Source organism: Paenibacillus sp. J31P316, assembly GCF_056269105.1.
Map to the genome: position 1 here is coordinate 46,086 of NZ_JBWDNI010000017.1, position 22,007 is coordinate 68,092.

15 protein-coding genes are annotated in these 22,007 nt (G+C 57.0%); 3 read left to right on the forward strand and 12 right to left on the reverse strand.

Features of this window, described 5'->3' with window-relative positions; genetic code table 11:
• Positions 1 to 7: 7 nt before the first annotated feature.
• From AC0YNU_RS27865 to AC0YNU_RS27885, 5 genes are all read right to left on the reverse strand, one after another.
• On the reverse strand, positions 8 to 3,685 hold the full coding sequence (locus tag AC0YNU_RS27865; RefSeq protein ID WP_475762402.1) for a response regulator: 3,678 nt from the start codon (positions 3,683 to 3,685) through the stop codon (positions 8 to 10).
• Positions 3,686 to 3,826: 141 nt separating this feature from the next.
• On the reverse strand, positions 3,827 to 4,912 hold the full coding sequence (locus tag AC0YNU_RS27870) for an AI-2E family transporter (protein WP_475762404.1): 1,086 nt from the start codon (positions 4,910 to 4,912) through the stop codon (positions 3,827 to 3,829).
• Positions 4,913 to 5,125: 213 nt separating this feature from the next.
• Complete coding sequence (locus AC0YNU_RS27875; RefSeq protein WP_112884929.1) at positions 5,126 to 5,326, reverse strand: cold-shock protein; 201 nt, start codon at positions 5,324 to 5,326, stop codon at positions 5,126 to 5,128.
• 387 nt (positions 5,327 to 5,713) lie between these two features.
• Positions 5,714 to 6,736, reverse strand: coding sequence for an adenosine deaminase (gene add, locus AC0YNU_RS27880; RefSeq protein WP_475762406.1), 1,023 nt, complete (start codon positions 6,734 to 6,736; stop codon positions 5,714 to 5,716).
• A 47-nt stretch (positions 6,737 to 6,783) separates the two neighbouring features.
• Positions 6,784 to 7,713, reverse strand: coding sequence for a LysR family transcriptional regulator (locus tag AC0YNU_RS27885; protein WP_475762552.1), 930 nt, complete (start codon positions 7,711 to 7,713; stop codon positions 6,784 to 6,786).
• A 110-nt stretch (positions 7,714 to 7,823) separates the two neighbouring features.
• Here AC0YNU_RS27885 and AC0YNU_RS27890 point away from each other — a divergent pair, with 110 nt between their 5' ends.
• Entirely contained in the window at positions 7,824 to 7,985 is a 162-nt protein-coding gene (locus AC0YNU_RS27890) for a hypothetical protein (protein ID WP_475762408.1), read from the forward strand.
• 216 nt (positions 7,986 to 8,201) lie between these two features.
• Positions 8,202 to 9,563, forward strand: coding sequence for a PQQ-binding-like beta-propeller repeat protein (locus AC0YNU_RS27895; RefSeq protein ID WP_475762410.1), 1,362 nt, complete (start codon positions 8,202 to 8,204; stop codon positions 9,561 to 9,563).
• A gap of 115 nt (positions 9,564 to 9,678) precedes the next feature.
• Here AC0YNU_RS27895 and AC0YNU_RS27900 read toward each other — a convergent pair whose 3' ends face one another.
• The 7 genes from AC0YNU_RS27900 to AC0YNU_RS27930 form a co-directional block, all read right to left on the reverse strand.
• Positions 9,679 to 13,929: an S-layer homology domain-containing protein gene (locus tag AC0YNU_RS27900; RefSeq protein WP_475762412.1), complete on the reverse strand. Its 4,251-nt coding sequence runs from the start codon at positions 13,927 to 13,929 to the stop codon at positions 9,679 to 9,681.
• 58 nt (positions 13,930 to 13,987) lie between these two features.
• The gene (locus AC0YNU_RS27905) at positions 13,988 to 14,803 is read right to left on the reverse strand and encodes a carbohydrate ABC transporter permease (RefSeq protein ID WP_475762414.1); all 816 of its coding nucleotides are present in this window, start codon (positions 14,801 to 14,803) and stop codon (positions 13,988 to 13,990) included.
• 1 nt (position 14,804) lies between these two features.
• Positions 14,805 to 15,683, reverse strand: coding sequence for a carbohydrate ABC transporter permease (locus tag AC0YNU_RS27910; protein WP_475762416.1), 879 nt, complete (start codon positions 15,681 to 15,683; stop codon positions 14,805 to 14,807).
• An 83-nt stretch (positions 15,684 to 15,766) separates the two neighbouring features.
• Positions 15,767 to 17,128 (reverse strand): ABC transporter substrate-binding protein, encoded by a 1,362-nt coding sequence (locus AC0YNU_RS27915; RefSeq protein WP_475762418.1) that lies wholly within the window; start codon positions 17,126 to 17,128, stop codon positions 15,767 to 15,769.
• Between the two features lie 531 nt (positions 17,129 to 17,659).
• Positions 17,660 to 18,928, reverse strand: a complete 1,269-nt coding sequence (locus AC0YNU_RS27920; RefSeq protein ID WP_475762420.1) for an ABC transporter substrate-binding protein — start codon at positions 18,926 to 18,928, stop codon at positions 17,660 to 17,662.
• Between the two features lie 36 nt (positions 18,929 to 18,964).
• Complete coding sequence (locus tag AC0YNU_RS27925; RefSeq protein WP_475762422.1) at positions 18,965 to 19,696, reverse strand: response regulator transcription factor; 732 nt, start codon at positions 19,694 to 19,696, stop codon at positions 18,965 to 18,967.
• The gene (locus AC0YNU_RS27930) at positions 19,693 to 21,510 is read right to left on the reverse strand and encodes a sensor histidine kinase (protein WP_475762424.1); all 1,818 of its coding nucleotides are present in this window, start codon (positions 21,508 to 21,510) and stop codon (positions 19,693 to 19,695) included. Before AC0YNU_RS27930 ends, AC0YNU_RS27925 begins: the two co-directional genes overlap by 4 nt.
• A gap of 183 nt (positions 21,511 to 21,693) precedes the next feature.
• Between AC0YNU_RS27930 and AC0YNU_RS27935 the strand changes: the two genes are divergently transcribed.
• The gene (locus AC0YNU_RS27935; RefSeq protein ID WP_475762426.1) at positions 21,694 to 21,906 is read left to right on the forward strand and encodes a hypothetical protein; all 213 of its coding nucleotides are present in this window, start codon (positions 21,694 to 21,696) and stop codon (positions 21,904 to 21,906) included.
• Positions 21,907 to 22,007: the final 101 nt, after the last annotated feature.

Consider the following 22,007-nt stretch of genomic DNA (forward strand, 5'->3'; position numbering starts at 1 on the left):
TGAAGTGTTACGTGTACAGCCATACCTTCAGCAGCGACAGCAGCTTCTCGATATCGATCGGTTTGCTGATGTAATCGGAAGCGCCGGCGTCCAAGCAGCGCTGGCGGTCTTCCTTCATCGCCTTCGCCGTCAGCGCGATAATCGGCAGCTTCTCGAACTGCGGCATCGCGCGCAGCGCCTTCATCGCCTCGTAGCCGTCCATTTCAGGCATCATGATATCCATAAGAATGAGGTCGAAATCCGGATCCTTCTCCAGCAGCTCGAGCGCTTCACGGCCGTTCTCCGCGAAGGAAATCCGCATATTGTAGGATTCCAGCACGTTGGACAACGCGAATATATTCCGAATATCGTCCTCTACGAGCAGCAGCCGCTTGCCGTCAAACGCAGCCTCGTTATTGTACAGACGATCCAATATCTGACGGCGATCCTCCGGCATATCCGCCTTCACCCGGTGCAGGAACAGCGCGGTCTCGTCGAACAGCCGCTCCTGCGATTTCACGTTCTTGATGATGATGCTCTCCGCGTATTTCTTGAGCTCCAGCTCTTCCCGCATATCCAGGTCCTTGCCGGTATAGATGATGATCGGCAGCTGCTTCAGATGCTCCAGGCGCCGAATCCGGTCCAGCAGCTCGAAGCCCGTAATGTCGGACAAGCCCAAGTCGAGCACCATGCAGTCAAAATGCTCCCGCTCCAGCTCTTCGAGCGCCTCTTGGCCCGTCGATACGGCGGTAATCAGCACATCGTCATGCCCGATCAACTCCACCATGCTGTTCCGCAGAACGATGTCATCCTCCACGATAAGCAGCCGTTTCAGATCGCGGCTCATGAACGACTCCACGCGGGCGAGCGCCTGCTCGATATGCGCTTTGTCGACCGGCTTCTGCAGGAATGCCATCGCGCCCATCGTCAGCCCCTTCTGCGGCTCGTCGACGACGGAGATGACATGCACCGGAATATGGCGCAGCTCCGAGTGCTGCTTCAACCGCTCCAGGATGGACCAACCGTCCATGACCGGAACCTGAATATCCAGCAGGATGCCGTCCGGTTTATACGCATGGGCGAGCGCCAAGCCTTTGTCGCCTTCCAGCGCGACCAGCGCCTTGAAGTGGCGGGCTCTGGCCATGTCGACCAAGATGCTCGCGAAACGGACGTCATCCTCGATAATGAGCAGCACCCGGTCGCCGGTCTGAATCTTGTCGCGATCATCCTCCAGCGAAGACGGCGAGAGCAGCTCCGGACTGGACCATTCGATCGCAGGCGCAAGCAGCTCTTCTTTGCGCTTGGCCCCTTGATTCTCGAGCGACAAGAAGGCTTCGGCGGCAGCGCCGGTTTCCTCCAGCACGGGACGGGCGGCTGTCTTCCCATCCGCCTGCTCAGGCAGGTACAGCGTAAATACGCTGCCCGAACCTTCCTCGCTCTCGATCGCGATATGGGCGCCGATCAGCGCGGACAATTCCCTGCTGATCGTCAGCCCAAGGCCCGTTCCGCCGTACTTGCGGCTCGTCGAGCCGTCGGCCTGCTGGAACGCTTCGAATATAATTTCCTTCTTGCCGGCCGGAATGCCGATGCCGCTGTCGATGACGGAGAAAGCGATAACGCCGTCTTCGCCGCCCGCTGCATTCGGCACTGCCCCGTCCGGCCGATGCATGCGAAGCGTAACATGCCCCTGATGCGTGAATTTGAACGCATTGGACAGCAGGTTTTTCAAAATTTGCTGCAAGCGGTGTCCGTCCGTAAAGACCGATTCCGGCAAATCGCGCTGCAGCTCCACGCGGAAATCGATCCCCTTCTTGGCGGCCAGCGGCTCGTAGCTGCGCTGCATGCTTTCGCGGATATCCGCCAGGTAGACCGCTTCCTTCTCGATCTTCATTTGTCCCGCTTCCACCTTGGACAAGTCGAGAATTTCGTCGATCAGGCGAAGCAGATCGGCGCCCGAGGAATGGATCGTATTGGCGAACTCCACTTGCTTCGGCTGCAGATTGCCCGACTTGTTGTCGGCCAGCATTTGCGACAGAATGAGCAGGCTGTTCAACGGCGTGCGAAGCTCATGCGACATATTGGCCAAGAACTCCGACTTGTACCGGGAGGCCGTAGCAAGATCGCTTGCCTGTTTGGCCAAAATCGCATTTTGCTGTTCGATCTGCTTGTTGAACGTTTCGGCCTGGCTCATCTGAACCTCCAGCCGCCGCGACCGCTTCGCAAGCTCCAGATTGCTCTCTTCCAGCTCTTCCTGTTGGCGCTGCAGCCGTTCCTCCGACAGTTTCATCAAATCGTTGGACGTGCGCAGCTCCTCCTGTTGGGCGAACATTTCTTCGGATTGCGCCTGCAGCTCTTCCGATTGCTGCTGCAGCTCCTCCGTCTGCGCCTGCAATTCCTCGGTGAGCGTCTGCGATTCCTCGAGCAAGCGCGCCACTTCCATCTGCGCCTTGACGTTGTTCAGCGCCGTCCCCGCATTGCCGCGGCTCTGCTCGATCAACTGCACGTGCAGCGGCGTGAACGGCTGCAAGGAAGCAAGCTCCACCACGCCTTCGACCCTGCCCTCGAATTCGATCGGGAATACCAGGATGCTCGCAGGCGCGGAATCCCCAAGACCCGTCGTTATCCGAATATGGCGTTCAGGCAGCTCATCCAGCACATAAACCCGTTTCTCCAGCGCGCTCTGGCCGACGATCCCTTCGCCCATCGCAAACCGATCGATGCCAACCGGCGATCCCGAGGCGGCATACGAAGCGCTGCGAATCAGCTTGTCTTCTTGACGAACGTAGAATACGCCATAGCTTGCGCCAAGCAGCACCGCGACCTTCGCCATATACGCTTGCGCCAGCTCGCCGACATGCGAAGAGCCTTGGCTGGCTACGGCGATTTCGGCGATGCCGGACTGAAGCCAGTTCGCCCTCTCCTGCTTCTCCAACAGACCATTCGTCGCCTCGCACAGATCCCGGACTTCGTCGCGGGTCATGACGTCGATCCGCTTCAGCTCCTGCTTGCCTTCCGAAGCCGAGATGTCGTTCATTGCTTTGATAACCTGTTTGATGCTCCGCACGATCGTCCCCGAGATGATAATAGACACAAGGACGGCCAGTACGGTAATGATCAACAGCATGATATAGAGACCGAGCTTGAAGCTGGCGTTCTTGGCGTCGAGATCGTCGACCCGCTGGTTCGTCAGCCCCTTCTCGATACTCAGAAAATCGCTCAACTGGAAGCGAAGCGTATCGATTATTTTCTTGCCGGGATCCAGCTTGTAGAATTGCGCGACTTGCTCCTCGTCGCCCGCTTTCTTCGCGGCGATAACGGGATCGCCGGCGGTCTCGATCCATTTCTCCACGTTGGCTTTGATTTCCCGCAAATTCGTCTGCTGGCTCGGGTTATCGCTTACCAACTGGTACAGCTGGCTGTAATTCTCCAACCACTCCGTCCTGGCAGACGTATAGGGATCGAGATAGGATGCATCTCCTGTAATGACATACCCCCGCTGTCCAGTTTCCATATCCAGCACGCGGGCTTCGATCTGGTTAGCCAGATCATGCACGGCCATGTCATGGTTATTGATGAAATCGATTTCCCTATCCATCGAGCTCATTCTTCCGTTCAGCACCGCAATCGAAACCCCTACGCTGATCAGCACGATCAAATAGCCGAGAATGATCTTCGACCTTACCGTAAATCTGACGTTCTTCAACATCCCTGTCGTCCCTCCACCATCGTGAAACTAGCAACTCTATCGATTCTATCACATTAAGCGCCTTCCGAAAGCCGAATTCCTCATCGCCGGCACGCCAAAAAGCAACGTTCATGGAAAAATGAACCGTCGCTTCTCCGAAGATCAATCAACCAGCTCTTCCACTTTCTCTGCAAAGAAAAGCTGATATACGCGAACTACGATGATCTTGATAACCATATAACCCGGAATCGCCAAAATGATGCCCAAAAACCCGGCAACCTCCCCGGCCACCAGCAACAGCACGATTGTCGTCAGCGGATGAATATCGAGCCGTCGGCCGTAAATGCTCGGCGACAGCACGTTGCCTTCGATCTGCTGCGCGATAATCGTGACCACGACAACCCAGAAAACCATCGTCGGCGACACGGTGAACGCGACGATAATCGTCGGGATCGCACCCAGGAATTGGCCGATGTAGGGAATGATATTGAGGAAGAACGCCACGATCGCGAGCAGCAGCGAATACGGCAATCCGATAATCAGAAATCCGATATACAGCATGACGGCGAGCAGGCACGTAATGATGACGCGCCCGACGATGAATCCGCTGAGCGCGCCGTCGATTTCCTTCAGCACCTCTTGCCCGTCCTTGCGGTAGCGCCGGGGCACGACGGCCAGGATCGACGAAGGGATATGGTCGCTCTCCTTCAGCATGTAGTACAGGATGATGGGCACGGTGGCGATGATGATCAGGAAATTCGTCACGATCGATATGACGTTGGCCACATAATCGGAGGCCGCCGTGATGCCCCTGTTCAAGTAATCCGACAGCTTCGTGGACAAATCCGCGTCTTCGCCCGCGAATGCGGAGAGCATCCGGTTGTCCTGCAAACGGTTAAGCTGGTTCTTGAAGCCCTCGATCAGCTCCGGCGCCCCCTTCACGAAGTTCTCCACCTGCGTCTTCAGCGGCGGCCACACCACGATGCCGAACAAGCTGATAATCGCCGCGACGAACAGATAGATGAGCAGAATCCCAAGCACTTTATTGATGCGCCGCTCCACCATCACGTTCACGATCGGGCGGAGCAGATAATAGCAGAAGCCCGCCAGCATGAACGGCACGATCAAAATATTGAAAATCGTCAGCAAAGGCTTAAAAATAAAGCTGATCTTCGCCGTCAAATACACAATTAGCAGCAGGGCGATGATCCCTAAGCACACGCGAAAAAAACCCTTCTGAAGCGACATAACCAAACCTCCCGGCATTCCACCCAGACTGCAACGCATTACCCTTCCATTACCCGCGTTTGTCCATGCTGAAACAAAGGCTGCTGCCGGCCCGGTTGGCGAATGTTTATCGGTTCATGCTATGCCTGCCTAGTCCGGTCCATGCCGATTCCGGACAAAATAAAACAGCCCCGCGCATGATGCGCGAGGCTGTTTTTAAGGAAAACGGTAAAACTACAGTTTTACAACGTTTTCTGCTTGTGGTCCACGGTTGCCTTGAACAACGTTGAACTCAACGCGTTGGCCTTCGTCAAGAGTTTTGAAGCCTTCGCCGACGATTGCGGAGAAGTGTACGAATACATCGTTGCCGCCTTCAACTTCGATGAAGCCGAAACCTTTCTCTGCGTTAAACCATTTAACTGTTCCTGTTTGCATGGGGAATTCCTCCATAAATTAAATTAACATGTACTTTTTATTCGTGTTTGCGAAATAAAAAAATCACACATTGAAAAAGGTACCATTGCACAAAATGACAACCCTTTTCAATACGTGAATTCAGGTGTTTTTATGACTAAGGCCATCTTATCATATCCGTTTTTGAATTGCAATGAGCTTACAGGCTTTTACAAATTTTTTATCATTCTACTGCAAAGCGGGTGCGCTGCAACTGCTTGCCAATGCTATTATATGCCTTCGACAACATATATATACACGCCTGCACAGAAAATGAATCACGTTTCCGAAAAATAAATGTCGGACGAGCGCGCCCCGCCGGACTAGATGACGCGCCGCTCGCCCTTGGTATGGAGCCGGCCATGAGCGCTACAGGCCCAGCGCCGCCAGCTCCGAATCGATCCGCTTCATGAGCGCCTGCTTCTCGGCATTCTCCAGAAATGCCGCCCCCGCTCCGTTGCGGACGATTGCCGCCAGCTCGCGGTCCGTGAAACCGAACTTCTCCGCAGCGATGCGGTACTCCCTCGTAATGTCGGTTCCCGACACGCTCGGGTTATCCGTGTTCAGCGTGATCAGCAGCCCTTGTTCGAAATAATCCCGAATCGGATAGACGTCCCAGTCGGACACGGCCTTCGTCTGAATGTTGCTGACGGGGCACATCTCGAGCGGAATACGCTGCTCCAGCACCAGGCGCAGAATGTCCGGGTTCTCCCGCAGTCGGACGCCGTGCCCGATGCGCGAAGCGCCTAGATGTTTGATCGCTTCATACACGTTCTCGGCTCCGGCCGCTTCGCCCGCATGGATCGTGACGGGCAGCCCGCGCCGATGCGCGAGCGCGAACACGTCGCGGAACAGCTCCGGCGGGTACGCCGCCTCATTGCCTGCCAGATCGACCGCCGCCAAGCCGCGGCCCGCGTATTTCGCAGCCGCTTCGACGACTTCGAGATTATCCTTGCGGTCATGGTTCCGCATGCAGATCGCAATCGCGCGGCCCTGGATATCGAACTGCCGCTCCGCCCGCTTCAAGCCTTCGATTACATGATGAATGGCTTCTTCCGCATGCAGGCCGCCGCGGCGATGAAGCTGCGGCGCGAAGCGCACCTCCATGTACCGGCAGTTATGCGCGGCCGCCTGCTCCATCGTTTCGTAAGCGACGCGTTCCAGCGCAGCGCCGGATTGAAGGAACCGGGTCGTAAAATCGAACTTGCTCAAGTATTCCGGCAAGCTCCGGCAATCATCGTCCACCTGCATATAAGGAATGAGATCCGCCTCGATGTCCGTCGGCAGCTCGATTCCCTCGGCTGCGGCAATGGCCATCGCGGTATCCGGGCGCAGGCTTCCATCGAGATGGACATGAAGATCGACTTTCGGCAGTGCATGCCGTGTATCCATAGGCGCTACGCTCCTTTTCAATTTAGGTTTGGATCTGTCGGGGCTTCTTATACCGCCTGCGGGCCTTCGGTCAAGAGCTGGATCAGGTAGTTCATGGACGGGGTCATATATTTGCGTTTGTGGTAGACCAGCTGCGTATAGAACGACAGATCTTCCATGCAGAGAGGCACCGTGCAGAGCATTTCTTTCTCGAGCTCGGAGAGGATCGTAATCTTCGGAATGAGGGCGATGCCGAGGCCGTAATAGACGCATTGCTTGATCGCTTCCATGCTGCCGAGCTCGAACGCAAGCCGGTACGGAATCTGTCTTGTCTTGAGCTCGCGCTCGAGCGCGCCGCGGTAGGTGCAGTCCTGCTCCGTCATGATGAACGACTCTCCGCTCAACTGCTTCCACTCTACCTTCTCTTGCCGGGCGAACGGATGCGTCCGGTTCGCGACGACGACCATCTCTTCCTTGCGGATGATGATGCTTTTCAATTCCGGATCCGCCAGCGGCACGTCGAGAATGATGCCCATGTCCGCCTCGCCTTCCCGGATCGATTGCTTCACCCGCTCCTCCTGAGCCGGTTCAAGCATCACCTGAATGTGGGGAAAGACCTGCCTGAAGCGGTGCAGGTACTTCGGAAGATAGAAGGCGGCCATCGTTTCGATCGTCGAGATACAGAGGGACCCGCATTCCTGCCGCCCGATGACGGCCTTCGATTCCTGAAAGAGGTCCGCGATCTGATTCGCGTAAAGCATCATTTGCTCGCCGGATTGGGTCAGCCGCATTTTGCGTCCGAACCGCTCGAACAGGGTAACGCCGTACTCCTGCTCCAGCTTCTGAATTTGAGTCGTTACGCTCGACTGCGCGTAGCCGAGATTCTCGGCCGCTTTCGTGAAGTTCTGGCACTTGGCCACCTCTCGAAAGGTAAGGAAATGCTGAATGTCCAGGCTCGCCGCCCCCTTGCTTCCATCGAAAAAACCGATTGTCGTTATCGAATATTATAGATAACTGCGATATCGAAGTACATGATAAACTTTCTTCAGGCAGTGAAAGGGAATGAGTACCAAAACTGCAATTTATGTGTCAATGGAGTGATGAACAAATGATGAACCACTACGAGCAGCAAAAACTGGCTGAAATGAAAGAGGAGGCCATCCGCAAACGGGCGGATGAGCAATGGATGCATGAGCCGCCGATCGAGGCTTCCGCGCCGAAAGGCTTGCTGAAGCGAATCCAGGCCGTACTGACGGCGCTGTTCGCATGATGCTTCTCCGCCTCCGACGATTGGTCTGCCACAGCCCTTATAATCGTATATTCAGCCCGGATGAATAACGCCGCCTTCCTCGTACAGGACGTACGATGGGAGCCGGCGTTTTCTGCGTCGATTCCCTTCCAGCAACTTTATGCCGGCAAGCTGCGTTTGATAGCATATCAAGCTGCAAACAACAGAGCAGATACATATAGAAAGGATGAATCATACATGCAATTACAACGTCGAATGAAAATGAAAGCCCTTACCGCGCTCGGTACCGCAGCGTTGATCGCGCTGACCGCGGTGCCGCAAGGAGCAGCGGTCGTCCATGCCGATAAGGCTGTCATCAGCAGCACGACTCCGCTCTACGGCACGGTATCGGCCCCGGCCGCCAAGCCGCTGTGGACCCAGCCGCTGATGACCTTCGAGCAGGACGGGGCGGTCGCGACCTCCGCGCTGGCCGAGAACGGGCGCGTGTTCGCGCTCGTGAAGGGTGGGCAGCTCGCCGCCTACGACGGCGCGAGCGGCAAGCAGCTGTGGAAATACGGCGCAGCCCTGAAGCCGCTGCTGGTCTATGATCAGGGCACCGTATTCGGGCTTACGAAGGACGGCGCTATCTACGCGCTTGGGGACGACGGCAGTCGCAAATGGACGACGGCGCTCCAAGCCGACAAGGCTGCCAGCATCGAGCCGATCGGCGGCACGGTCTACGTCACGGAGAACTTGACGCTCTACGCGCTGGACCGCGCGACCGGCAAGCTGCTGTGGAAGCAAACGGAAACCGGAGGCCAATATGAAGGCGGCATGACCGGCGTAACCGAAGCCGACGGCGTCGTGCTGCGCAATTACATGGTACAAGGCGCACTATCCTCGACTCAGATCAACGCCTACGACAAGAAGACCGGCAAGCAGCTATGGACGTCGTTCCGCCAATCGTCTCCGCTGGCCGTGAAGGACGGACTCGTCTACTCCGTGATGGATACGTTCATGGTCGGCGATAACGATCCCGTTCATAAGACGCTCCATATCGCCGTGCTGAGCCTAAAGACCGGCGCCCTGAAAGGCGAACGCGTCTACGCTTGGGACGCCCAGCCGGAAAACCCCGGCGAATACCGGTTCGGCGGCGGCTACGGCTCCGCGTTCCTGGACGGCAACGACTTGTACGTCTATCAGGATCAAGCCGTGGCAAAGTATGATTTCGCCGCCTACAGTCCTGACGGCAAGCCGGCGCAGCGCTGGGCCGCGCCGAACCCGCGCGACTACGCGCCGCTGTATCAAGTTCATAACGGGCGCCTGCTCTATCAGGGCTTCGACGACCGCGCCATCGAGGTGCTGAAGACCGCGAACGGGCAGATTCTCCGTTTCCCGAACGGGATCCAGCCGGTCCAGACCGACCTGTACGGCAACGGCCTCTATGTCGCACGGGCCGACGGATCGTTCGACGCATACGACTTCGCGGCCGTTAAGCCAGCGTTCAGTCTGAAGACGGGCTCGCGCGATTTCGAGCCGACGCTCAAATCCGGCGCGATGCTGTACGTCCGCTCCGGCGGCACGCTGTATGCGGTGAAGCTGCCGGCGAATTTGAACTGACGCGAGGCGCTTCGCCCGAAAGCAAGCCGCCTTCGCCAAATGAAAAAACAAAAAGGGCTTCCCGTCGTCATCTTCGATGACTTTGGGAGGCCCTTTGTTCCTTGCAGGCGATCGGTTATCGGTTATTGTTATACACGTTGTACAGCAGCACCGCCGCTTCGGCTCTCGTAGCGGAACCGTTCGGATCGATCAGGCCGTTCTTGCCCGCAACAAGCCCTGCTTTCACCAAACTGGCGACAGCTTGCCGTGCGTAGGACGCGACATCCCCGCCGTCCTCGAAAGGGTTCAGCGCGATGCTTGCATCCGCTTCGGAGGATGGCCAATTCGCCGCCGTCCGCAAAGCACGTACGGTCATTGCCATCATGTCTTGCCGCGAGATGCGGGCGGAGGGGTCGAACCGGCCGTCTCCCGTTCCGTTCACGATGCCGAGCTTGCGCGCCAGCCCTACCGCATCGTAGTAGTAAGCATTTGGCGCAACGTCGCTGAACTTCTCGCTCTCGCTCTCGTTTGCAGCTATCCCAACCTCCAAGCCCAACGTTTTCAACAATAATACGATAAAGTCTGCCCGCGTTACCGCTTGGCCCGGATCGAAGCGATCGGCGGAAACGCCGGTAATGATGCCTTTGGCAGCTAATACTTCAATGGCGTGGCGAGCCCATTCATGCGTGGTCAAATCCGCAAACGACTTGGTCGCGTACGAGACGGCATATGTGCTGAAGTGCGCGGCTGCGAAGCTCACCGTGCCCGTTGCCGCATCGTATTTGCCCGAGGTGACGGGAACTGCATGGCCTCCCTCGCCGATATAGACGATCGCGATATTCTCCGCATGAGCCGACTCTTCTGCGGATGGAGCATACGGAATCGTGACGGTAATCGGACTGCCGCTGTTATGCCAGGAAAGGTCTTGATTCCCGCTCCTCCAATACAGCTCGATCAGCGGCCGGTTGCCTATGACCGCCTGCGCCGCCGCATCCAATGCGGAACGGTCCCCTGCCTTGATCAACAGCGTTGCCGTACTGCCGAGCCCCGGCGTGCCGGCAAGCGCGTTGCTCGGCACGATTACCGTGCCCAGCGGGCTTTCGAACCGGATGACCCGGTCCTCCCGATCGGAAGCAACCGCATCCGCAGGCACGTTGACCGCATAGGCTTGCTTCCCCTGCGTCGTTGCCGGCTCCAACTGAATCGTTACGGATTTCAACCCGTTCGCATCAGCAACTGCTTGCCCGAACAGCGCATTCAGTTCCGCATCGCTCACCGTCTTGACCGATTGCACGGGTACCGTCGTAACCGGAGGAGGCGTCGTCGGCGTCGAGTCGCCTTCGTTCAAGCTTCGGCCGGATAACGCGTTTAATTTCTTGCTTTCTTCCAGGTAGGCCAGCGCAAACGGCCTGTCATTGACGGCCGCGTAAGCCGGGCTGTACGAGGTCACGCTGAATCCGGCATCGGCCGCATTCGACTCGAACGACCAGATCTGACTGCCGTCTCCGCCAGCCTCGCGGAACGTCTTCAACATGTCCCGGAACCAGAGCAGACGCACGCGGTCGTAATCGGCCGAGCCAGGCTGAACGGCTTCGTCATCGCTGCCGGAATCGCGCACCGGCACGTTTTTCTGCAAATTCCATTCTTCCATGACGACCGGTTTGCCTGCCGCATGCGCATCCGCCACGAAGCCATTGATCAAGCCCTGCGCCTCCGGAAGCGTATAGTTCAGCCACTCCGCGTTCGGATAGAAGTGGAAGGTCATGAAATCGATGTTCGGCTGATCGAGCACGCCGATGGGATCGTCGCCGTTGCCTTCGTCCGTTCTCGCCCACGGCTCGCCTCCTGCAGCCGCATTCCGGTAACCGTGTCCCTCGGAGCCTGCCGTTACGAGATGATTGGGGTCCTTGGACTTGACGTAGGCGGCCATCTCCTCGATCCAAGCTCCGAGCTTCGTGCCATCGGGATCGTACAGGCTGTGATCGGGCGTATTGTCGTCGGCTTTGTCCATTCTGGGCTCGTTCATCAAGTCCCAGGCGAACAACGCCGGGTCTTCGGAGTACTTGACGCCGTTCACGGTATTGACTCTCTCCGTAAACTTATCGATGTACGCTTTGTAGAGGGCTTTGGCATCCGCGTTCGAGAAAAATTCCAGCTTGTTGTCCAGCCCGAGCCGGTCCGTATACGCCTTGATGCCGCCCATGTCGTTCCAGTAATTCGTCAGCGTGACGATGACGCGAATGCCGTTCTTCCGCGCGCTCTCCATCAGATAGTCGAATTCCCGGAACTGCGCCTCGTTGAAGCTCCAATCCGGCTTGTAATAGGAGTGCGCGTTCTCCGGCTCGATGAAGAAGCCCCAGGTGCGGAATACCGTCGCGCCAAGCTTCTTCGCTTCCAGCATCGCACGGTCGATCTGTTCCTGATAGGTAAGGACCGCATCTTTCTTCGCCAAGAGCTCGAATTGCTCGTTGTCCGCCGCATAGATGACCGTCTTGTTGTTGCGGCTTGCGGTCTGGTCGTCTTTGAACGCCAAATCGTACGTATTCCACCCGTTAAAATAAAACGTCTTGCCGTCCAGCGCGAAACGCGATCCGCTGCGCTTCACGATAGTGCTTATCCCGCCGCCGTTCGCGACGACCGCTTCCGCGACGTCCGTCGTCGCGAAGCTGCCGCTTTCGGCGCGCACCACGAAGATGTAAGCACCGTCCGGAAGCGCCGCCGTATCGATCGCCGCGCGATACGCGCCGTCCTCGTAAGTCATCTCGAGCTTTTCGTTATAGACATCGCTCGCGCCGTGGATTTCCGCGTAAACGCCATTCAGTTCCTCGGTTCCGCTATTCGTCACATCGGCCGTAATCTCATAGGCGCCGCCGATTTCTTCATCGAACCCCGGCTTGACAATGCGGACGTTAAGCGGGCTGTTCTTCACGTACACCTCGGTCGTCACGGTCGATGCGCTGCCGTCCGAAGCGCGCAGTTCGGCGGTCAGCACCTGGAAGCCTTCCGGCTCCGTCGTCGTGTCCCACGTCCCTGCGTATTTGCCCGCTTCGTTCCGCGTCAGTGTCACGATCTGGCCGGATTCCGACGTTGCCGTTACGGAGTCGGCCGTAACGCCGTCCGGCACGACGACATTATAGGCAAGCGCTAGCGCGCCGGATACTTCGTCTTCCAATTTCGGCGTTTCGGCCGTAATGGTCGTGTCCTCCGAAGGACGAAGCATGACGTTATCGATGTAGATCGGGCCCGTATAGCCGCTGTTCGTGCCGGCAAGACGGATGACCAAGCGTCCGACCTGCGTCTTGTCGACGATGGCCGCCAGCGACTCGGTCCGTTTGATATGCGCGTATTCGGTGCCGTTCACGGTCACTTTTTCCGCTGCAGACAGGTCATAGGCTTGATGGCTGCTGACGTCCATCCAGCCCGCATTGAACGCGAATCCCACCTTCAGCTGACCGGTAAACAGTGAAGGATTCGGCACGTAGATGTCGTAAGTAATCTTCTCAATCGCGGACAAATCGCTCTTGACGTCGTTCTTGCCGCTCGCCCATGCCTCAAGATTCGCTTCGGAAAACCCATTGTCGGGATCGAAAGCCACATTCACCGCCAGCGCGCCTTCGTTGCCCGGCACGGCCATGGCCGTGCTGTTCGCCACGGTCCCCAAGGCCGATCCCCAGCCGCCGAACCAGCCCATCGCCGTGCCGTCGTCGAAGGTATATCCGTTGCCGGCCGTCTTGGAGATGACGACGTTGTCGATATACAGCTTGCCGCTGTACGTCAGATTCTCGCCGACAAGGCGAATGATCAGCCGTTTGTTCTCTCCTCGGTGCGCGACATCCTTCAGCGGGACGGATTTGTGAATTTTGGCGTAGGACTTGTCTCCGATGGTCACGCGGTCGACGTTCCGCAGGTTATACTCGTCCCAATCGCCCATATCCTGATAAGGGCCGCCGTCCAGCGCCGTTTCGATCTTGACCCATTGGTCCGCGTCGTTCGATACCGGCGGGACCGGGTAGAACAGGTCGTAGTCGACCTTCTTGTGATCGGCGAGGTCCACGACCCGATGGTCCACCGGATCCAGGAAGACGCCGACGTTGCAATCCTCGAAGTTATTGCCGCCCGCATATTGCATGTCTATGGCTAAGGCGCCGGTATTGCTGCCGTCCGCCAAGTCCGAGCTGGCGTTAACCCCGTCGGCGCTGCATGGACTGCCCCAGGCATACCCCCACCCCATTGCCGTGCCATCGTTAAACGTATAGGCCAAGTCGCCCGCCGGCTTGATCACCGCCGGCTCGTCGGCCGCGTAGGCATTCATGGGAAGCGGAAGAAGACTTGTCAGCAGTGCAAGGCCAAGCAGAAGCGGAAGCTTTTTTATACCCCATCTCAACACGCGGAGACCCCCTCGATCGATTCGAATTCGTTCTTACGTCGCAAGCCCGTGCGTCCTGTCACTTTACCGAGCCGCTGACGATGCCGGCGAAAATATACCGCTGCAGCACCAGATACAGCACTGCGGTCGGGACCAAAATAATAAGAATGCCGGCGCAAATGCTGTTCCACTCCGCGCTGTACGCGCCGGAAAATTTCATTAGGGCGGTCGACACGACGCCCAGATGCTGCGCCGGCATGTACAGATAAGGAATGTACATGTCGTTGTAGATGCCGATCGTCTTCAGAATCGTCAGCGTCGCGATGGCCGGCACCAGCAGCGGCATAATGATCGAACGGTAGATTTTGAAGAGGCTGGCCCCCTCCAGCATGGCCGCTTCGTCCAGCTCGGCGGGAATGTTCCGCATGAACTGCAAATACAAGTAAATTTGCACGAGGTCGGTTCCCATGTACAGCATGACCGGCGCATAATACGTGTTGAACAAGCCCAAGTGCTTGATGATCGAGAAGACCGCCACCTGCGTCGTAATGCCCGGAATGATAACCGCTGCGGCATACAGCCCGATCACGGCCTTTTTCAATTTGAATTCGAATCTTCCGAGCGCGTACGCAAGCGATGTGCCGAGGAGAATATTCAGCGCGACCGCAAGCACGATGATGACGCCGATATTATAGAACGCGTGGCCCATTCGTCCGACCTCGAGCACGAGGCGGAAGTTGTCCATGTTCAGGAAGCTGTCCGGCAGCTCGAAGATGCCCGAACGGGCGTATTCCTCTTTGCCTTTGAACGCGTTGATGAACACGATATAAGGCGGGAACAGCACGACAAATGCGGCAATCAGGACGGAGACGTATTTTACGGCCTGGATCCTCACTTTACTTCTCCCCCCACATGATGAGTTTTCGCTGGATGAGCAGGACCGCCGCGACGAGTACCAGCAGCGCGATCGCCATGGCAGAGGCCAATCCGAAGTTGCTGAACGTGAACGCGATGTCGACCGTCTTCGTCACGAAGGTCTCGCTCGCGCCGATCGGTCCGCCTTTCGTCAGGATGAACGGAAGCTCGAACACTTCCATCGACCCCGTAACCGTCAGGAACAGGTTCACTTCGATAATGGAACGAAGGCTCGGCAGCGTAATGTAGCGAAAGGCTTGAAGCCTGCTGGCCCCGTCTATTTTCGCGGCTTCATACAGCCCGACGGGGATCGCTTGCAAAGCCCCCAGGAAGATGACCATGCTGAAGCCGGTATATTTCCAAATGTTAATGAACGCCAGCGAGTAGTTCACCAGGGAACGGTCTCCCAGCCAATTGACGTGCCCTCCCAGCCCGATCGCCTCGATCAGCCGGTTCAGTCCGCCGTTCTGCGAGTCGTACATATAGCTGAACATGTAGGAAACGGCAACCCCGTTCATGATGAACGGCAGGAAAATAAGGATCTTGAACAAGTTTCTGCCCCTCATGCGGGAGTTCAGCAATACGGCAAAGTACAGGGCGACGAGGTTCTGCGCGAGCCCGGCGGCCAAGTAAGCCAGATTATGCTTGAAGACGCCGATCAGCTTCGGATCGGAGAACATCTCCCGGTAGTTGTCGAGGCCGATCCACGTCTTGCTCGGGCTGAGGCCGTCCCAGGAGGTGAAACTCATGTAGAGCAAATTGACGGCCGGATAATAGGAGAACGTCAGCAGAATCGCGACCGGCAGGAGGAGGAAGGCAATCAGGATGATCGTTCGCTGCGTTTTATACGTGAGTTTCATTTTGTTCCCTCTGTCCCGGGGCCCAAGATCGGGAGACGCGGCCGTTGCAGCCCCGTCCTCCCGATCCAACCCGCTGTGGAATGTTATTGACTGACCGCTTTCCGCGTTTCGGCCCATTTCTTGTCGTATGTCTCGATTACGCTGTCCGGCTTGTCGGACACCGCGTATTCTTGAACCAGATCCGGCCATGCGAATTGCATTTTGTTCATGATGCTGTTCGCCAGCTCGCCCCTAGGACCGCTTTCGATCGTCGATACGCCGCTGGACATGAACTCGGCAATTTGGGTCAGCTTGGATTGCGCGGATTTGATCGCAGGCACGAAGCCGGAGTCGTTGTCGTAGCCGGATTGCTCGACCAGGAATTTCACCCACGCCTTGGCCGTCTCCATATGCTCGCTGTCCTTGCTGACGGCGATCATGGCATCCGATCCGATCGGAGCGACCAGCTTCCCGCTGTTGTCTACGGGCATCGGGAAGAATCCGATGTCTTCGGGAGCCGCGCCGTTGTCGATGACCTGCTGGATGGCCCAGTTGCCGAGAAGCGCCATGGCGAATTTGCCCGTCGCCAGGTCCTTCTTGGACTGCTCCCAGTTCGTGGAGAACAGATCCGGTTCGGTGTATTTCTTCTCGACCAGCGTGCGGAAGATATCGAGCGCTTTGCCGTAGGCTTGGTCCTTGGCGAACGGCGTGTCGATCTCGGCGTTCTTGTCCATGATGTTCACGTCGTTCGCGATGGCCTGGGCGAGCGACTCGTATTGGTTCAGCGGCCATTTGTCCTTGAAGTTCGTCGCGACCGGCACGATTCCGGCAGCCTTCAGTTTCTCGCAGGCGGCGTAGAATTCGTCCAGCGTCTTCGGCACGCCCGTGATTCCCGCAGCGGCGAACGCCTTCTTGTTGTACAGCATCCCTGTAATCGAGCCGCCGCTGGTAACGGCGTAGAGATGCCCGTCGATGGTCGATTGGCCGGCGAAATACACCTTGTCCGCAAGCCCCAGGTCGTCGAGAGGAGCGAAAAACTTCGGATAATCCTGCGGCTGGATCGCGTCTCCCCCTACGAACGTAACATCCGGCAATTGTCCGGACGCCGCCCGCACCTTCAAGATCTGGCTTTGATCCTTGACCGCTTCGATCTCGACGTCCGCTTCGGGATACAAGGCCTTGAACGCCGTGACGTAATCCTTCAGCTTCGTCTCCGCAATGTCCGTCCGGTGGTTCAGAAACGTAATCTTGCCCGTGATCTTGGCCGCCGGATCCTCGGCCGGCGCGTTCGCGTTTGCGTTTGCGGCGGCCGTATCGTTGCCGCCGTTCGCCGCGGTCGCGTCCGCGTTTTGTTCCGGCGCCGCATTCGACTCTGCCGCGTTATTGTTGCTGTTGTCGTTCCCGCAGGCCGTGACCATGGCCGTCAGGAGCAGGAGGCCGGATAGAGCAGCCAGCTGTTTTTTCATGTGATCGTTTCCCCCTAGAAGTTTTTGATATCGCTTACAATTTAAATTATAGAAAAAGAAAGAACCGGGTCATAAGTGACCCGATTCAGAATTATAGTCTTGAATGAAGTTTTTAGAGGCGATTGGTTTGCGTCCCCCGACGGATGTCGGGGAATGCAGCATTCGCCAGCTTCGTGAGCATCCGATTGGTTTGCGTAGGGATGATTGGTTTGCGTTCCCTGACAAATGTCGGGGAATGCAGCATTCATCCGGCTTCTTCGAATGTCAGGGAATGCAGCATTCATCCAGCTTCCCCGACGGATGTCGGGGAATGCAGCATTCGCCAGCTTCGTGAGCATAGGATTGGCTTGCGTAGGATGATTGGTTTACGTTCCCTGACGGATGTCGGGGAATGCAGCATTCATCCAGCTTCTTCGAATTGTCAGGGAATGCAGCATTCATCCGGCTTCTTCGACAGGTCGGGGAATGCAGCATTCGCCCAGCTTCGTGAGCATGGGATCAGCTTCCTCGAATCGCCCGGGAATGCAGCATTCACTCGGGCTGGACTTCCGCCCGCGCTTTCGCCCATTTACGGTTGTAGTCGTCCAGCACCTTCTGCACGTCGCTTGCGACGACGTATTCCTGCGCCAGCTGCGGCCATGCGAACTGCGCTCGTTTCATCACTTGGCCGGCATATTCGCCCGCCTGCGGGCTCTCCGCCAAAACGACTCCGCTCGCCAAAAAACCCACCACCTGCGGCAGGACCGGCTTCGCCGTCTTGATGACCGGAACCAAGCCGGAATCATTGCCGTAACCGGACTGTTCGACGAAGAACTTCACCCACGCCTTGGCCGTGGCGAGATGCTCGCTGTCCTTATTGACCGCGAGCGCGACATCCGCCCCGAACGGGCTGATCAAGCGGCCGCTGTCATCGATCGGCATCGGGAAAAATCCGATATCCGCCGGCTTGGCGCCATTATCGATCAGCTGCTGAATCGCCCAGTTGCCCAGCAGCGCCATTGCGGTCTTGCCCAGCGCGAGATCCTTCTTCGATTGCTCCCAATTCGTCGCGAACAAATCGGGCTCCGTGTAGTGCTTCTCCGTCAGCTCCCGCAGCAGCCCGAGCGCCTTGCCGTAAGGACCGTCCTGCCTGAACGGCGCGTCCGTCCTCGCGCTGCTGTCCATCGCGTTGGCATCGCCCGTCATCTCCTGCGCCAGCGCCTCGTAATAATTTAGCGGCCATTCCTCTCGGAAGTTGGTTGCCACGGGGACGATGCCCGCTTCCTTCAGCTTCTTGCAGTCGGCGAAGAAATCGTCCAGCGTGCGCGGCGTTTCGGCGATGCCGGCCTGCTCGAAAGCCCTTTTGTTGTAAATGACCCCCGTAATCGTGCCGCCGCTCGGAATCGCGTACAGTTTGCCGTCTACGGAGAACTGATCCTGGAAGTAGATGCGCCCGTTCAGGCCCAAGTCGTCCAAAGGAGCGAAGAACGCCGGAAAATCCTTCGGCAGGATGGCGTCTCCCCCGACGAACGCGACATCCGGAAGCTGGCCGGAGGCCGCCCGCACCTTCAAAATATTGCTTTGGTCCTTCACCGCTTCGATCGTCACGTCCGCCTTCGGATACAAGCGTCGGAACGCGGCGACATAATCCAGCATCTTGGTCTCCGCAATGTCGGTACGGTGCGTCAGGAACGTAATCGTTCCCGTGATCTCCGAAGAATCCTCCGTCCCCGATTCGTCGTCTCCCGCTCCCCCGGCGCATGCGCTGACGGACGCCGCAGCCAAGCTTAATCCCAATGCCAGGCGTAATGCTTTCCTCATGATCGAGCCCTCCGATGTCTGCTATCCCGCCGATGACTACCCTCGTTCCTTGTATTCTTTCGGCGTCATGCCGGTCATTTTCTTGAACAGGCGGTTGAAGTAGACGGCGTCATGATAACCGACCAGCCCGCCGACCTCGTAGACCTTCAGCTCCGGGTTATATCGCAGGATTTCCTTAGCCTTGTCGATGCGGACCTGCAGCAGGTAATCCGTAATCGTCTGACCCGTCTGTTTCTTGAACAGCTGGCTGATGTATTGCGGATTCAGGAAGACTTGGTCCGCCAATTCGGAGAGGCTGATTTCCTTGCGGAATTCGTCCTCGATATAATTCTTGATCAGCGCGACGACGCGGCCGTCCGCATCGCTCCTGGCTCCTTCCCCGCCGGCCCGCAAGGCAGCCAGCTCGTTCCTGACCTTGTCCAGCAGCCGGTACAGCTCATCCTGATTGACCGGCTTAAGCAAATAATCCTCCACGCCGAGCTGAATGGCCGTCTTCGCGTAATCGAAGTCGCGAAAGCCGCTCAATACGATGAAACGGAGGTCCTTATTGCACTGCTTGAGCTGCCCGATCAAATCCAGCCCGCCGATGAGCGGCATCTTGATATCCGTAATCAGCACATCGGCCATATTCACCTTCAAGTCCTTCAGCGCTTCCTCGCCGTCGGCGTAACAGCCCGTAATCTTGTGGGGAACCGGGCCGCGCTCGATCATTTTCGTCAAACCAAGCCGAATTCTCGTCTCGTCATCCGCGACAGCGATTCGAATCATGCGATCTCCTCCGTGTAGGGCAATGATAATCGTACCGTCGTTCCGGCCCCCTGCTCGCTCTGGATCCCCAGTCCATAGGCATGGCCGTAATGCAATCTTATTCGTTGATGCACGTTGCGAAGCCCGATCCCGTGATTCGAGTGCTGGTCGTACTGATCGGCGTCCATCTGCGCCCGAAGCCGCTGCAGCGTAGCCTCATCCATGCCGTCGCCGTTGTCCGAAATGAGGCAGATCAGCGTATCCTGCTCCACACAGGCGGATATGCGAATGATCGACTGGCCTTTTTTGTTCTCCAAGCCATGAAAGATCGCGTTCTCGACGATCGGCTGAAGCAGCAGCTTGATCATCCGGCAGCGCATCAAACTGCCCGCCACCTCGTTGATGAATATGAATTTGTTCTCGAACCGGTAGTTTTGCAGCTGTAAGTACTTATCCAGATGGTCCAGCTCCTCCTCCATCGTCACGATTTCCTGGCCTCGGTTGATGCTGTACCGGAGCAGCTGGCCCAGCGAATAGATCATATCCGACATCTCATGGACATCGTGGATCAAGGCGGTCATTCGGAGCGTCTCTAGCGTGTTGTAGATAAAATGCGGATTGATCTGGCTTTGCAGCGCCTCCATCTCCGCGATCCGCTTGCGGTTGCCCGTCAATTGAATCTCTTCGATCAATTCCTTGATGCGCTTGATCATGCGGTTGAAATTCATGCCGAGTATGCCGACCTCATCCGAATGCTTGATGGCAAAGCGGACCTCGAGGTCCCCCTCCTGAACGCGCTTCATCAGCTTCGTCAGCCGCTGCAGCGGATTCGTCAGCGCGAAGGACAAGTACACCGACACGCACAACGCGAACACGATGATGAGGAGCGTCGTAATGACCGTGAACCGCTGGGTTTCCGAGGCTTCCTTGTTGAGCTGGACAATCGGAATGTAGACGAGCATTTTCCAGTCCGTCTTCTTGGATTTCAGATACGTGACGATGTAGTCCTTATCATCCATTTGCATCGTAAAGCTGCCCTTGTCGCCCACGGCTTGCCGCACGGAAGGATCCGCCGACAAATCCTGCGTCAGGAGCTTCTTCGTGGAATCGAAAATGACGTTGTCGTCCTTATCGATGATGATCGTCTTCCCTTTGGTGACGTTGTCGAGGCCTTGGATCTCCTTCTCGATGACTTTGAAATTCGCGTCGATGACCATCGTGCCCACGGATTCCAGCGTCGATAAATTTTTGATATCCTGGACGATCGTGAAGACGTAACGGGAGGTGTTGCTCGAGGTAATTTCGTGCGTGCTCATGAGCAGCGGCTTATTGGACGCCTGCGCCAGGCTGCTCCATTCCTCGTACCGCTCGTGAATGTCCTTGCGCAAGCCTTCCGAATTGGTCCGGTAATAGATATGGCCGAAATGATCGAAAATGTAAACCGAATCCGTGCCTTGCTTGAAATTGCCGAGCATTTCGATATAGTTGTCGATCTCCCGCTCCTTCTGCAGGGTGACCGACGAGTCCGCCAGCAGATCCTGCAGGCCCAGCGACGGCCAGCTGCCATACAGCGGGAGAATCGTAATGTTCATCAGATCCGAGATATAGTTATCGAGCGTCGACATCAATGTGCCGGACATCTCGGACACGTAATCCGATGCGTTGGATTCGATCGATCGCGTGTAGCGCCCGTAAGAGAAATAGCTGAGCGCCGTAACAGGAATGATGACCAAGAGCAGGAATACGAGAATGAGCCGTTTTTCAATCCCCATATTCATAAACGCCTTCCAGGGATGGACCGGCTTGCCGGCCTTCGATCGCTTCAGGTTAACCATGACCGCTCCTCTCCTCACGTTCATGTAACTTCGCGAAGCGAAAGCGTTTTCCTTCCGCGTTTTCGGTCGCATTCGACAAATCTCACGACAGGAAAACGGAAGCCGTTTGTTTAACCGATGCGGCGCAAGGGTAAATAGCCTTAACTGAAACCGGCCGTACAGGGCCAAAAGGAGTTTTACCCGATGTCTTTGTCTTACGACGATTTTGCTTTTATCGTACGCTTCAACCATATGATGACGTTCGGCGCGATGACGCCGCGGAGCCACGATCACGGCACCGTGTTCCAGCTCTTGAAAGGCGGGCTGCATAAAGCCGCGGGCACGGGCTCGCTTCAGGTACGCCGCAGCTTCGCGAATGCCGGACGGGCACCGCAGCGCACCTTGACCTACCGTTAACGAATAGCGCAGATCCTATATAGACGGGCACCCCTTAGGGGTGCCTTTTGCGTTTCAAGCATGTTTCTTCCAGCCAGGGTATACAATAACGCGACAGAACG

Excerpts from the sequence above, each read along its gene's own strand:
- AC0YNU_RS27910 (WP_475762416.1), bottom strand. The coding sequence starts at position 15,683 with ATGAAACTCACGTATAAAACGCAGCGAACGATCATCCTGATTGCCTTC.
- AC0YNU_RS27890 (WP_475762408.1), top strand. The coding sequence starts at position 7,824 with ATGATGAACCACTACGAGCAGCAAAAACTGGCTGAAATGAAAGAGGAG.
- add (WP_475762406.1), bottom strand. The coding sequence starts at position 6,736 with ATGGATACACGGCATGCACTGCCGAAAGTCGATCTTCATGTCCATCTC.
- AC0YNU_RS27930 (WP_475762424.1), bottom strand. The coding sequence starts at position 21,510 with ATGGTTAACCTGAAGCGATCGAAGGCCGGCAAGCCGGTCCATCCCTGG.
- AC0YNU_RS27895 (WP_475762410.1), top strand. The coding sequence starts at position 8,202 with ATGCAATTACAACGTCGAATGAAAATGAAAGCCCTTACCGCGCTCGGT.
- AC0YNU_RS27935 (WP_475762426.1), top strand. The coding sequence starts at position 21,694 with ATGTCTTTGTCTTACGACGATTTTGCTTTTATCGTACGCTTCAACCAT.
- AC0YNU_RS27915 (WP_475762418.1), bottom strand. The coding sequence starts at position 17,128 with ATGAAAAAACAGCTGGCTGCTCTATCCGGCCTCCTGCTCCTGACGGCC.
- AC0YNU_RS27925 (WP_475762422.1), bottom strand. The coding sequence starts at position 19,696 with ATGATTCGAATCGCTGTCGCGGATGACGAGACGAGAATTCGGCTTGGT.
- AC0YNU_RS27875 (WP_112884929.1), bottom strand. The coding sequence starts at position 5,326 with ATGCAAACAGGAACAGTTAAATGGTTTAACGCAGAGAAAGGTTTCGGC.
- AC0YNU_RS27865 (WP_475762402.1), bottom strand. The coding sequence starts at position 3,685 with ATGTTGAAGAACGTCAGATTTACGGTAAGGTCGAAGATCATTCTCGGC.
- AC0YNU_RS27870 (WP_475762404.1), bottom strand. The coding sequence starts at position 4,912 with ATGTCGCTTCAGAAGGGTTTTTTTCGCGTGTGCTTAGGGATCATCGCC.
- AC0YNU_RS27920 (WP_475762420.1), bottom strand. The coding sequence starts at position 18,928 with ATGAGGAAAGCATTACGCCTGGCATTGGGATTAAGCTTGGCTGCGGCG.